The sequence below is a fragment of the Microtetraspora malaysiensis genome (assembly GCF_001528665.1).
In the GTDB taxonomy this organism is placed as follows: domain Bacteria; phylum Actinomycetota; class Actinomycetes; order Streptosporangiales; family Streptosporangiaceae; genus Microtetraspora_A; species Microtetraspora_A malaysiensis.
This window is the reverse complement of sequence record NZ_BBYJ01000017.1, coordinates 118902-131418: the sequence shown is the minus strand read 5'-3', so window position 1 is coordinate 131418 and position 12517 is coordinate 118902. Positions and strand designations below refer to the sequence as shown.

The following is a 12517-nucleotide window of genomic DNA, read 5'->3' as shown; positions in this document are numbered from 1 at the left end:
TCATGGCCGGGCCGGACGTGGCCGGAACCGACTCCAGAGCGAGTCGCCACCTCGCCCGGACCGAGTCGACGGTGAGCATTCCTGATAGAGGAGGTCTTAGAGGTGGCAAATAACCGCACGCCTCGCGGCAAAGGCTCCGAAGTGCACGGGATCTTCGAAAAGATCGCCGGGTACTACGATCGGATGAATTTCGTCATGACGCTCGGCCGCCATGAACGATGGTGCCTCGAGGTGGCCGCACGCCTCGCACCACCGGCGGGCGGACAGCTCCTGGACTTGGCCACAGGAACAGGCGTGATCGCATTGGCGGCGGCACGGAGGTACCCTGCCGCCGCCGTGACGGGCGTCGACTTCTCGGAAGAGATGCTGACTCGCGCAAAGGCCAAGCCCGGGGCCGACGCGGTTCGATGGCAGCACGCGGACGCGGCCTGCCTGCCGTTCGAGAACGAGTCTTTCGACGGGATCACCGAGGGCTATCTTCTCAGGAACGTCGAAGACCTGGACGGGGTGCTCCGCGAGCAATACCGAGTTCTTAAGCCCGGCGGCCGGATTGTGATCCTCGAAACGTGCCCCCCGAGCGGCCCGGTGAAGCCGATCGTGGATTGGGGAGTTCGCGTATTTGTTCCGCTGCTGGGACGGGTTGTGGCTCGCGACCGGTCGTCCTACAGCTATCTTGAATCCAGCACGCTCGCCTTCAAATCACCGCAACATATCGCCGGCATTCTGAGTGGACTCGGTTTCAAGAACATCGGGTGGCGCAAGAAGTTCTTCGGCACAAACGTCATACTGTGGGCCACCAAGCCGAGATGACGGTGTTGGCCCGCCTGACCAAAACGGGGCCGCTTTCCTTCCCCGAGCGACCATAGGGCACCGCACCTGTGCGGCATTCCCCGGAGGGAGGGAGCGGCATCCCCCTCACGGGGGAGCACACCGAACCGCCGCCGAGAGAGGCTGGCGACCATGGACATCACATCCACGGTCTCCCCATCCGCGGTGGCCACGCCCCCGAGCCGGCTCACCATCTGGGCCGGCCGGAGCCTGATCTTCATCGCCCTGGCGCACACCGCCATGTTCGCCCCCTTCGTACCCTGGTCCAGCTGGCTCGCCGGGGACCTCCGCAACGGTGCCGCGGACGATGAGTCGTTGGCACTGTTCTGGGCGCTTCCCGGTGGATTCGTCGTGGTGCTGGCGCTGCTGGGGATACTCCTGGCGCGGGTGGGACGGCAGGGACAACACGTTCCCGGGTATTTCGGCTGGGCGATCCTCGCCTGGGGCGCGCTGGGCGTAGGACTGATCGGAATGAGCGGTTTCATTTCCGCGATCGTCCCTGCCGGGCTGCTCATCGCGGCGAACATCACCGCCAAGCGCAAGAGCCGATAGCCGGTGAGCCGCCTGCCGGCGCGGCACGCCGCAGGCGACCGGAGGCCGGCGCATCCCATGGACCGAGGTGCCTGACGGCCGCGCCCCACGCTCAACGATTGCGCAGGATGACCTTCCCGACCGTGCGTCGGGCCGCCAGGTCCGCCAGGGCCAGACCGGCCTGCGCGAGCTCGTACTCTCCGCCGGTCAGCGGACGCAACCGGCCGGCGGCGGCGAGCTCGATCAGTTCCGCCAGCGGTGCGTCGGCGGCGCTCCCGGGCAGGTTCAGGTGGGCGCCGAGCCAGTAGCCGCCGATCGCGATGTTGCGCTCGCTGAGCAGGCCGGGATCGACCGGCTTCGGATCGACGCCGCCCGAGGTCCCGTAAGTGATCAGGCGGCCGAACGGGGCGAGCGCGTAGGGCGCGGCGTCGAACACCGCCCCGCCCACGGCGTCCAGGACGACGTCCACCTGAGAGCCGCCGTTGGCCTCGATCACCCGCTCGGCGTATCCGTCCGCGGCGCCGTCGACCGCCGCATCCGCACCGAGGCCCAGCACCACCTCACGCTTCTCTTCGGTGGACGCCGTGCCGATCACCCGCCCGGCTCCGAACTCCTTCGCCAGTTGCACCGCCAGGTGGCCCACCCCACCGGCCGCGGCGTTGACCACGACGCTCTCACCGGGTGCGATCCGCGCCGCCGTACGCAGGAGATGCCACGCGGTCAGGCCTTGGACCAGCAGCGCCAGCGCGGCGCCGGCGGGCAGCTCCTCCGGGATCTCCACCACCTCCTTCGCCAGCGCTTTCGTCGCGAAGGCGCGGCCCGCGAAGGCGAGCACCCGGCGACCGTCCGCGGTGCGGCCCACCACCTCGCCGCCCGGCACGAACGGGAGCGCGGGCGGCAGGTACGAACCGTCGAGCCGCTTGAGGTCGGCGAAATTGAGCCCGGCGGCCTCGACATCCACCAGGGTCTCGCCGGGGCCCGGCACCGGGTCGGGCACTTCGGCCAGGGTCAGCACCTCGGGACCGCCAAGCCGTTCGGCATGCATCACTCTCATGCACGCCACGCTAGGACCGGCGCCGAAGGCCGGCGAGCGGGTGGCGTTTCTGCATTGCGCGGAATGTATGAAGGTCCTTCATATGTTGTCGCAGCCGTGAACGATCTGACCGCGGCCGAACTGCGCGTGCTCGTCGCCGTGGACGGCGCGGGCAGCGTGTCGGCGGCAGGGGCTCGGCTGGGGCTCACCCAGTCGGCGGTCTCGCACGCCCTGCGCGCCGCCGAGCGGAAGATGGGGGCCGTGCTGTTCCACCGAGGACGCGGCGGCGCCCAGGCCACCGCGGCGGGGGAGGTCGCGGTCGGCCACGCCCGGCGCGTCCTGCGGCTCATGGAGGTCATGAAGACCGACACGCGCACCGCCGCCTCCGGCGGGGCCACCGGGACCATCCGGCTGGCCGCCTTCCGCAGCGCCGCCTTCCACCTGCTGCCGAGAGTGCTGGTGCGGTTCGGGCGGCGCCACCCTCAGGTCACCGTCGATGTGCGCATCGTGCCTGACTTGGGCAAAGGCATCGCCGGCGAGGTGGCCGACGGACGGGCCGACGTGGGCGTCGTCTCGCTTCCGGTGTACGTTGACGGGCTGGTCAGCAGGGAGCTGTACGCCGAGCCGTACGTCCTGGCCTATCCGGCCGGGCATCCGGATCCGCGCTCGCTGCCCATGATCGACTGGCATGAGAACTGCTCAGGCGAGACCCGGCGCTGGCTGGCCGGGCAAGAGTGGATTCCGCCTGGCGACATCACGGTCGAGGACGACGGCGTCGTCATGTCGATGGTCGGCCACGGGCTCGGCGCGGCGATCGTGCCGCGGCTGTCGACGGTGGGCGCACCACCCAAGGTCGCCACAACTGAGCTCGGTGACGGCGCCCCGCTGCGCAGGGTGGGCTACGTGACCACCCGGGAACTGGCGGGGTCGGCGCTGATCCGCGACCTGCTCGGCGAACTGCGTACCCTGCGAGCGCCCACGAGCGGCTGAGGGAGCGCCTCGCGCCGGGTCGAGGAGCAGTGCTTCAGCATGCGCGGCGCGACGGCTCAGCTGGGCGTGGGTGATCCGGCACCATGTGACAACGGCAGTACCGGGATGCGCATGGTGAGAGTGCCCGCGGTGGGAAAGCGGAAGGTGACGTCGATCGGGGTCGCGCCAAGCGGCCGGTGGATGCGGATCAGCTCCAGGTGCGGACGATCGCGGCCCTCCTGGAGCGAGAGGGTCCCATGCGGAGGGATCGTCACATGGATGGGCTTTGGGGCGGCGGCCGGGCCTGAGCGGTAGACGACTTCGTCGGCGTGTACGGTGCTGACGCCGTCAAGGGTCTGGGGCCGGTCGCTGTTGTTGACCAGGGTCAGGTACAGGCCCAGGTTGTCGCCGGCTTTCTGCTGGTTCATCGGTGGGGCGAGGATGTGGACGTGGATCAGTCGCATGGGCCCGACCTGCCCGTCGACCAGGGCGTTACGGCTCCGGGCACGATGTTCCCGCTCGGCGGGTTCACGGGCGGTGCAGGCCAGGAGCGTCAGCAGCAGGCAGGCCGCCAGCAGGACGTTCCATGTCGCCGCTCGCGGGATACCGCCGCGGACACCGGCTCCTGCTTCCTGTCGTGACATTCTCATAGCGCTCCCGTGGTCGGATGGGTGAAGTCCCGGGGGCTGCTCTTACCAGGCTGTTCGGTGAGTGAGTCACCAGAATGCGCCTCGCCCGCCCAGCGGGTGGACGAAGTTTGGGAGCGCATTTCCAGCGGGGTTGATTATCAAGGGCCTGGAGCCGATGGCCGCCGCACGTCCCCGGGCGACGCGGAAAATTGGGAGCGACGCCACAGGGAAATGCTATCAGTGCTGGCCAGGGCCACCCGGGCTGCTCGACGACCGACGCATATTGGAAACCGACGTTTAATCATGGCTTTCCATCAGTAAAATGGTCGCCGCTTTGCGCTCTATGAACAGATCCGGATTTCCGCCCATCTCCTCGATGCGCTTTCTTGCCATAAGGAGTACGTCACCGCGCGATGCCGGCATGGCCGAGCATGTCGGATACGACATGCGGTGGCGGGCCCCGGCCGGCGTGAGCGGGGCGGCGCGGCGGGACTGAAACGTCTCGGCGAAAGCCCGTAACGTATTACCGGCGATCCAGTGCTTGACGGGGCGAGGGTTGATCGTAACGCCGACCGGCGTGACGTAATGGGGTGCGGAGAATGTCTGAGGACGTGTGCCGTAGCTGCGGCAAGTCGTTGCCGGGCCGGACCGGCAAACCGGGTCGATCGTCGGTGTACTGCTCGGCCGCGTGCCGGCAGAAGGCGCACCGGTCGCGGCAGGCCGCACCGGGAGAGCGGGCGGTGCGGGAGCTGATCGCCGAAGTCCAGCGGCGGGTCCAACTGCTGGTTCCGCAACCGCCGGAGGTGTTCTACTCCGAGGTGACGACACTGTCGTCCTCGATCGGCAGGTTGCGCCGCATCGCCCGGAGCGCACGTGACGCCGACCGGATCGCCGTGGTCGAGCGAAGGCCGCGGACGGCCGTTGAAATCGTCACGCCGGAATCGGTGACGAAATCAGCGACGAAATCGGCGACCGAATCCGGACCGCGCGTCCGGCCGGACGAGGAGCAGGCCGCCGCGGCTCTCTCCGCCGTTCGTTCGGGGAACGATTCGATGTTCGCCCACGTGGTCGAGCCGTACCGGCCGGAGCTGCAGGTGCACTGCTACCGGATGGTCGGCTCCTACGACGACGCCGAGGACCTCGTGCAGGAGACGTTCCTGCGGGCCTGGCGCAAACGCGACGGCTTCGAGGGGCGTTCCACCGCGCGCGCGTGGCTGTATCGGATCGCCACCAACGCCTGCCTCGACTTTCTGCGGCGGCACACGCGCCGGCCGCGGCACTACGAGGCGCTGCCGGGGATGGAGCATGGCAGCGGGGAGCCTCCCGCGCGTGTCACCTGGCTGCAGCCGTACCCCGACCGGCTCCTGGACGGGGTGGTCTCGGATGAGATCGGGCCGGACGCGGCGGTGGTGTCCAAGGAGACGATCGAGCTGGTGTTCCTGACCGCGATCCAGCATCTGCCGCCCCGCCAGCGTGCGGTGCTGATCCTGCGGGACGTGCTCGGCTGGCCGGCCACCGAGACGGCGGAGCTGCTGGAGCTCTCCGTCCCGGCGGTGAACAGCGCGCTGCAACGGGCCCGGCCGACGATGCGCAAGCGTCTCCCCGAACGCCGTACGGATTGGGCGGCCTCGGAGACGCTCAGCCGGGAGGAACGCGCGATCGTGCACCGCTACATGGCGGCCGCCGAACAGGCCGACATCAGCGTGATGGCGGAGCTGCTCAGCGAGGACGCGCGGCTGACGATGCCGCCGAACCCGCTGTGGTTCGTGGGCCGTGACGCGATCCTGTCCTTCGTCGCGCCGGCGTTCGATTCCGGCTCGCCTCAGTACCTCGGACGCTGGCGGCACCTGCCGACCCGAGCCAACGGGCAGCCGGCCATGGCCGGCTACGTGCAGCGGCCGGGCACCACGGTCTACCGCGCGCAGAACCTCGACGTGATCCGGATCGCCGACGGGAAGATCGTGGAAATCACCACGTTCGAACCTCACCTGCTCCCCGCGTTCGGCCTGCCGCTGACGCTTTGAGGTACGCCACAGCGGCCGGCGGGACATCGGACCGATGAGTTCTCCGGACCGGATGCGTCTCAACGTTCGACAATCGCCCGCGGCGAGCACCCGTGACCCGCGGCAGGTAAGAACGGAGAGACACCATGGCCACGGTAATCGCGAATATGTCGATGTCGCTGGACGGCTTCGTCGCCCACCCCTCCAGTGGGGCGGACCGGCTGTTCGGCTGGTACTTCAACGGCGACGTCGCCGTCCCGACGGCCGTCCCGGAGTACACCTTCCAGATGTCCGAGGCGAGCGCGGCTCTGTTGCGCGACGCGACCACCAAGGTCGGCGCGCTGGTCTCCGGCCGCCGAACCTTCGACGACGCGAAGGGCTGGGGCGGCAAACACCCGATGGGCGCCCCCGTCTTCGTCGTCACTCACACGGTGCCGGACGGCTGGCCGCAGGACGACACGTCCATCATCTTCGTCACGGACGGCGTCGAGAGCGCCGTCGAGAAGGCGAAGGCCGTCGCCGGCGAAAAGATCGTCGCGGTCGCCAGCGCCGACATCACCCAGCAGTGCCTCAACGCGGGCCTGCTGGACGAGGTTCACGTGGACCTGGTGCCCGTGTTCCTCGGTGCAGGCATCCGCTTCTTCGACAACCTCGACGACGTCATCGAACTGGAGGACCCGGTGACCGTCGAAGGGCGCGGCGTGACGCACCTGCGTTACCGGCTCAAGTCCCGCTGAGCGACCCCGGATGGGAGGTCCTGCCCGCTCACGACCTCGGGCGGGCGGGACCGCCATCGCCTCTTTCCACCCACAGGGACTCGACAGCAGGAGAAGCAAGGATGTTGCTGGAGAACAAGAACATCGTCATCTACGGCGCCGGTGGCAAGGTCGGGGGCGCCGTCGCCCTGGCCTTCGCGCTGGAGGGGGCCAAGGTCTTCCTGACCGGGCGCACCCGCGAGCCTCTCGACCGGCTGGCCGCGGAGATCACCACCTCCGGCGGGTGGGCCCAGGCGGCCGTGGTCGACGCCCTTGACGAGCAGTCGGTCGACGAGCACGCCCGTGCGATGGTGTCCGAGGCAGGAAGCATCGACGTATCGTTCAACCTCATCTCGCGCGGAGACGTCCAAGGGGTTCCGCTGGTCGACATGAAGACGAGTGACTTCACCCGCGCCGTCACGACCGGGATAACCGCGAACTTCATCACGGCACGAACGGCCGCCCGCCACATGATCGAGCGGGGATCCGGAGTGATCCTCGCGCTGGACAGCGGATCCGCCTACGGAAGCCCCATGATGGGCGGCACCGGCCCCGCCGACGCGGCGACCGACACCTTCATCCGCAACCTTGCGGTAGAGGTCGGCCCTCATGGTGTGCGGGCTCTGGGTCTTTGGGCGGCCGGGATCCCGGAGACGCTGTCACCGGAACGGATCGCCGCGGTCAACGCCACGATGCGCGCGGATGCCGCGTCCTTTCAGGCCGTCCTCGACCGCCTGGACGAGATGAGAATGCTGCGCCGTTCGCCGCGACTGGTGGAAATAGCGGCCATGGCCGCGTTCCTGGCCTCGGACCGGTCGGCCGGGATCACGGGCACGTTCGTCAACCTCACCGGGATGTTCCCCAGCTGAACGGGGGCGTCGCCGCCAATCGCCCGCCGCGGTCCCGCCCGGTTCCCCTTCGGCGTGGACGCTGGGCAGCCCCAGGTTGCCCAGCGCGTCGGAATCTATTGCTCGAATGCGCAAGTTTGCGACTATTCTTCGTTGAGTGCGACGTTCGCCGACCCGGCGGAATCGAAGGACGGGGGCGGAAGAAGTGGCCTGGGAGACCGTGCCGGCGGAGGTGACGGCGAGCCGCCCGTCTCTCCGCAGGGTTGTGATGTCGCTGATCTCTTTGGCTTTGGCGGCGACGCTCATCGTCTTCCTGCCACGCATCGCCGGAGTCACGTGGGAGGAGCTCTACGACCGCTTCTCGCAGATCGGCTGGGGCGCGATGGCCGTGCTCACGGGGCTGTGGGTGGCCGGGCTGTGCGCCTACTCGGTTGTGCTCAGCGGCTCCCTGCCCGGGTTGAGCAGGCGCCGGGCGATTCTGATCAACTGTGTCGGAAGCGGTGTCAGCAACGTACTGCCCTTCGGCGGAGCCGTGGGCGTGGCCATGACGTTCACGATGACGGCCAGATGGGGCTTCGGGCGGCGGCCGGTCGTGGTCTCGACCGTGGTGACGGGCGTGTGGAACATGCTCACACGGTTCCTTCTCCCCGCCGTGGGGCTCCTGTGCCTGGTCGGCACAGGGCGGGTGCCGGACAGCCGGCTGGCCGTGGCCGCCGGCACCGGCGGCGCGCTGCTCCTCGGGGTCGTGGCCGCCATGTCGGCCGCCCTCTACCGGGAAGGCGCGGCCGACCTGCTGGGCAGGGGACTGGATCGGGTCGTCAGACGGCTGCCGATCAAATCCGAGCCCAGCCTGCGGAACATCCTCCTCGACCTGCGCAGCTCCACCATCGAGATCACCCGCACCAAGTGGCCACAGCTCACGCTCGGCATGATCAGCTACATGGCGCTGCAATGCGTCCTGTTCATCGGCTGCCTGCAGGTGACCGGCGGCAGGATCCCCATCCCCGAAGCGATCGCCGCCTTCGCGATCAACCGAGTGTTGACCACCGCCGTCATCACGCCGGGAGGCTCGGGGATCAGCGAGTCGGCGACCGCGTTGGCACTGCTCGGCTTCGGCGTGGCGCCCGCGGTGGCCGCGGCCGCCGTGCTGCTGTTCTGGTTCTTCGCCCACCTGATCGAGATCCCGGTCGGCTGGCTGGCCTGGACCCTCTGGTCGCTGACCGCGCGGGATGACAAGCGAGCACCGACTTCGCAGCGATCGGAAATACGTCGCTGAATATTCTCCACCCGGGATTCTTCGGCGAACTCTTACGGGATTTCGCACATTTGACCGGAATGGGAAAGGCCCGGCGCGGTCAAGAACCGGCTGGGTAAACTCACCACTCATGATCACGCGAGGCGAACGGCCCGCCATGCCCCCCTCCGCCGAGCCCACCGACCCGCCCGTCGCCGGGCGGGCCTCCCTTTCCGCCCGAGCCAGGGGGTTGCGGCTGGTAGCCGCCGGGATCTGTGTCGCGCTGCTCTGCGTCGGGACCTTCTGGGGGGACGACGACGCCTTCCCCTTCGGACCGTTCCGGATGTACTCCACCAGCACCCCGCCCAACGGGAACATCCATGTGATGACGCTGCAGGCCCGGATGCCGGACGGCTCATGGCGGGAGGCGCCGCTCGACGCGCCCATCGTGGGGGTGAACCGGGCCGAAGTGGAGGGCCAGATCCCGCGCTTCCAGGCCGATCCCGCGCTCGTGGGCAAGCTTGTCGAGGCTCACGACCGGTTGCGCCCCGCGGAGCCGCGCTGGACGGGGGCCCGGCTCGTGATGCGCTATCTGAAGCTGCGTGACCGTAGGTTCGTCGGCACCGAAGAGAAGGTGGTGGCCCAATGGCTGCGCTGAACCGCTGGTTCTTCGGGCCGGTTCCCCTCGCGCGAGTGGCGGTCTTCCGGATCGCCGCGTACCTGTTCATCCCGCTCGATCTGCTGGTGCTCCGCCCGCTCGGGTCCCAGCACGCCTCGGCGACCGCCCTGTACAAGCCGCTGATCGTCGCCGAGCTGCTCCATCTGCCCCGGCCGACTCCCTGGTTGATCGTCGCCGTCACCTGGACGCTGATCCCGCTGGCCCTGGCCGCCGCGGCGCTCGCGCCGTCCGGCCGGTGGCAGCGCGTCCTCGGAACGGCGATCTTCCTGCTCTACTTCGAGCAGCTGCTCATCAGTTTCTCGTTCGGGAAGGTCGACCACGACCGCATCGCGTACGTGGTGGCGCTGGCGGTCCTGCCAACGGTGGCGGGGGCCCGGTGGCGGAGCTCCGGCTCGGCCGAATCGGCCGCGTGGGCGCTCCGATGCGTGCAGCTCGCGGTTGTGGCGACGTACTTCCTGTCGGCCTTCGCGAAGCTCCGTTTCGGGGGCGTCGAGTGGGTCAACAGCGCGACGCTGGTCCGCGCCGTGATGCGCCGGGGTACCGGGGTCGGCCGGTTGCTGCTCGACTACCCCTGGACGCTGCACTGGGCCCAGTGGGGGATCATGCTCATGGAGCTGGTCTCGCCCGTGGTCCTCTTCCTGCGCGGCCGGTGGCGGTACGCCGCCGTCGGCGTGCTGACCGCCTTCCATCTGATGGTCTTCGCCACGATCACGATCATGTTCTGGCCGCACGTGCTCTGCCTGCTGTTCGCCTTCCTGCCGACAGAGCGTCTCGTCCGAAACGGCGCCGCGGACGCAGCGGGGTCAGCCGCTCCGGCGCTGGTCGGCGGGCAGGACGCACATCGGGGTGCCGCCGGGGAGCCGATGCCGGTTGTCGGCGATGAGCCGGTACACCCCGTGGGCCAGCCACCGGAAGGGCGGGACGCGCAGGAGCAGCCCCAGGGGTGACCACGGCAGTCCCGCCGCGATGAGGATCTTGGCCACCGCCTGGGCCCCGCCGTATATGCGGCCCTGGGTGTCCACCCAAAGCAGCTCGTACTCCGCCCGTTCCCGGGTGGTGCCGAGTGCCGCGAGGTCGGTGAACTGCCAAGGCTGAGCATCGGCGGGAACGTTCATGCGCCGCTCGATGAAGTTCGCCGCGGTGGTGCAGAAACCGCAGTCCCCGTCATAGACGATCAAGGATCTACCCACAGCCCCCATCATGCCGTACGCCCCGGAAAGTCCTACGGCGACCGGCAATCCACGCGGGCGGTCAGTTGTTCGCCAGCAGTCCGTTGATCTCGCCGTAGTCGAGGGCGTCGGTCAGCGTGGTGTAGGTGCCGCTGCCGAGCAGTTCAAGGGCCGCCTTCCTGGCGACCGCGTAGGCCGCCTGGGCGACGGAGCTGCCCAGGCTGATCCGTGCGACGCCCCGCTCCGCCAGCGCCGCCACATCGGGTGCGCCCGGCCCGGCGAGCACGTTCACCGGTACGGCCACCTTCTCGACGAAGGCCGCGATCGTCGGGAGGTCGGTGAGGCCGGGGATGAAGACGCCGTCGGCGCCGGCCGCGACGTAGGCCGCGGCACGGGCCAGCGTCTCGTCGAAGCGGGTGTCGGGGTCGCCCACCGAAAGAAGGTAGGTGTCGACGCGCGCGTTGACGAACAACGGAACCCCACTCTCGTCCGCGGCCCGGCGAGCGGCGCCGATCCGGGCCGCCTGCTCCTCGACCGGCCGCAGCGGCGTCGGCCCGCCGTGGTGGGCGTCCTCCAGGTTGACCCCCACGGCCCCGGCCTCAAGCACGGCTCGTACGGTATCCGCGACCCCGTCGGCGTCCTCGGCGTACCCGGCCTCGATGTCGGCGGTCACGGGGACGTCCACGGCCGCCGCGACGCGTGCGACGAGGTCGAGGGCGCGGCGGCGGTCCAACCGGTCGCCATCTGAGGCGCCGAGGCTCCAGGCCACCCCCGCGCTGGTAGTGGCGATCGCGGTAGCCCCGGCGGCTTCGACAATGCGTGCGCTGGCGGCGTCCCAGGCGTTGGCGAGCAGCAGCGGACTGCCCGCGACGTGCAGGGAACGGAACAGCTGGGCCTTCTCAACGTGAGTCGTCATGGTGAGAGTCCACCAGTTCGCGCCGCACGGGGTCCAGCGGGTTTCGGACATGACCGCGGCCTCACCCCGTGGGCGGCAGACGGACGATCAGCGGGTCTCAGCGCTCGTCGACGACCTGGCCGTTCAGGGCGGTGCCGTCCTTGGTGAGGGCCATGGTCAGCGGCGCCTCCGGGAAGGTGGGCAGGGCGGCGAGCGCGGCGCCCATCTGCCCGGCGGTCTCCCAGTGCCAGGTGTCGGTGTAGGTGCCGTCCTCGAGCCGGATCAGCACGACGTGGGTGAGCCCGGGGTGCCCCTCCCGGACGGTCGCGATCAGCGAGCTCCGGCGGGCCAGGAACTCCTCCAGGTCGGCGTCGGCGACGGAGTAGCGGTGCGAGCGGACGACGGACATGTCGATGTCTCCTATGTGTGGGGGTTCGTGGCTTACCAGCTGCCGGCGATCTGCCGGATCGGGGCGTTCAGGCGGTTGAAGAGGTTGGTGACGGCGGCCATCAGCAGGATCGAGGCCAGCTGCTGCTCGTCGAAGTGGTCGGCGGCGTTGTTCCAGACGTCGTCGGGGACGGCGTCGGCGCGGTCGGCCAGCCGGGTCGAGGCCTCGGCCAGCTCCAGCGCGGCCCGCTCGGCGTCGGTGTAGTACGGAGCCTCGCGCCAGGCGGCGACCAGGCCGATGCGGTCGTCGCTCTCACCGAGCTTGCGCAGGTTCTTCAGGCCGGCGTCGACGCAGAAGCTGCAGCCGTTGATCTGGCTGACCCGCAGGTGGACCATCTCCATGAGCTCCTGGGGGAGACCCTGCGACTGAGCGGCCTTCATCAATTCCATGATCGGCTTCATCGCGGCGGGGATGATCGTGGCGGGGTTCTTCATCCGGGCTTCCATCGTGTTTCCTCCGTCTCAGTTCGTGTGAGATCAGAGTGGCTGCCCGGATT

Annotated in this window: 14 protein-coding genes and 1 pseudogene; 9 read left to right on the top strand and 6 right to left on the bottom strand. The window is 69.2% G+C overall.

The window, feature by feature from the left end; all coding sequences use genetic code 11:
- The first annotated feature begins 102 nt into the window (after positions 1 to 102).
- Entirely contained in the window at positions 103 to 810 is a 708-nt protein-coding gene (locus tag AWQ71_RS22145) for a ubiquinone/menaquinone biosynthesis methyltransferase (RefSeq protein WP_067136172.1), read from the top strand.
- 150 nt (positions 811 to 960) lie between these two features.
- Positions 961 to 1380, top strand: a complete 420-nt coding sequence (locus tag AWQ71_RS22140) for a DUF6463 family protein (protein WP_157570483.1) — start codon at positions 961 to 963, stop codon at positions 1378 to 1380.
- A 91-nt stretch (positions 1381 to 1471) separates the two neighbouring features.
- Here the strand turns inward: AWQ71_RS22140 and AWQ71_RS22135 are convergent, their stop codons facing one another.
- Entirely contained in the window at positions 1472 to 2413 is a 942-nt protein-coding gene (locus AWQ71_RS22135; RefSeq protein WP_067136171.1) for a quinone oxidoreductase family protein, read from the bottom strand.
- Between the two features lie 96 nt (positions 2414 to 2509).
- On the opposite strand from AWQ71_RS22135, the gene AWQ71_RS22130 reads away from it, so the two are divergent.
- Entirely contained in the window at positions 2510 to 3382 is an 873-nt protein-coding gene (locus AWQ71_RS22130) for a LysR family transcriptional regulator (protein ID WP_067136168.1), read from the top strand.
- Between the two features lie 56 nt (positions 3383 to 3438).
- On the opposite strand, the gene AWQ71_RS22125 is transcribed toward AWQ71_RS22130, so the two are convergent.
- Entirely contained in the window at positions 3439 to 4011 is a 573-nt protein-coding gene (locus tag AWQ71_RS22125; protein ID WP_084259152.1) for a copper chaperone PCu(A)C, read from the bottom strand.
- Between the two features lie 578 nt (positions 4012 to 4589).
- Between AWQ71_RS22125 and AWQ71_RS22120 the strand changes: the two genes are divergently transcribed.
- From AWQ71_RS22120 to AWQ71_RS43945, 6 genes and pseudogenes are all read left to right on the top strand, one after another.
- A complete protein-coding gene (locus AWQ71_RS22120) occupies positions 4590 to 6014 on the top strand; it encodes a sigma-70 family RNA polymerase sigma factor (RefSeq protein ID WP_067136164.1) in 1425 nt (474 codons plus the stop codon).
- Between the two features lie 125 nt (positions 6015 to 6139).
- A complete protein-coding gene (locus AWQ71_RS22115; protein WP_067136162.1) occupies positions 6140 to 6730 on the top strand; it encodes a dihydrofolate reductase family protein in 591 nt (196 codons plus the stop codon).
- 101 nt (positions 6731 to 6831) lie between these two features.
- On the top strand, positions 6832 to 7617 hold the full coding sequence (locus AWQ71_RS22110) for an SDR family NAD(P)-dependent oxidoreductase (protein WP_067136160.1): 786 nt from the start codon (positions 6832 to 6834) through the stop codon (positions 7615 to 7617).
- Between the two features lie 247 nt (positions 7618 to 7864).
- Positions 7865 to 8872, top strand: a complete 1008-nt coding sequence (locus AWQ71_RS22105; protein ID WP_067136799.1) for a lysylphosphatidylglycerol synthase transmembrane domain-containing protein — start codon at positions 7865 to 7867, stop codon at positions 8870 to 8872.
- Positions 8873 to 8981: 109 nt separating this feature from the next.
- Positions 8982 to 9488: a hypothetical protein gene (locus AWQ71_RS22100; RefSeq protein ID WP_084259150.1), complete on the top strand. Its 507-nt coding sequence runs from the start codon at positions 8982 to 8984 to the stop codon at positions 9486 to 9488.
- Positions 9476 to 10243 (top strand): annotated as a pseudogene (locus tag AWQ71_RS43945) (HTTM domain-containing protein); the annotation flags it as partial. The gene AWQ71_RS22100 and the pseudogene AWQ71_RS43945, both read left to right, overlap by 13 nt.
- Positions 10244 to 10312: 69 nt before the next feature.
- Here AWQ71_RS43945 and AWQ71_RS40385 read toward each other — a convergent pair.
- The 4 genes from AWQ71_RS40385 to AWQ71_RS22080 all read right to left on the bottom strand — a co-directional run bounded on the left by AWQ71_RS40385 (position 10313) and on the right by AWQ71_RS22080 (position 12467).
- Positions 10313 to 10699: a thiol-disulfide oxidoreductase DCC family protein gene (locus AWQ71_RS40385; protein ID WP_245658410.1), complete on the bottom strand. Its 387-nt coding sequence runs from the start codon at positions 10697 to 10699 to the stop codon at positions 10313 to 10315.
- A gap of 61 nt (positions 10700 to 10760) precedes the next feature.
- Complete coding sequence (locus AWQ71_RS22090; RefSeq protein WP_084259201.1) at positions 10761 to 11594, bottom strand: isocitrate lyase/PEP mutase family protein; 834 nt, start codon at positions 11592 to 11594, stop codon at positions 10761 to 10763.
- Positions 11595 to 11691: 97 nt separating this feature from the next.
- A complete protein-coding gene (locus AWQ71_RS22085) occupies positions 11692 to 11982 on the bottom strand; it encodes a hypothetical protein (RefSeq protein ID WP_067136154.1) in 291 nt (96 codons plus the stop codon).
- A 32-nt stretch (positions 11983 to 12014) separates the two neighbouring features.
- Positions 12015 to 12467 carry a carboxymuconolactone decarboxylase family protein gene (locus AWQ71_RS22080; RefSeq protein WP_067136152.1) on the bottom strand — a complete coding sequence of 151 codons (453 nt, stop codon included), beginning with the start codon at positions 12465 to 12467 and terminating at the stop codon, positions 12015 to 12017.
- Between the last annotated feature and the right edge of the window lie 50 nt (positions 12468 to 12517).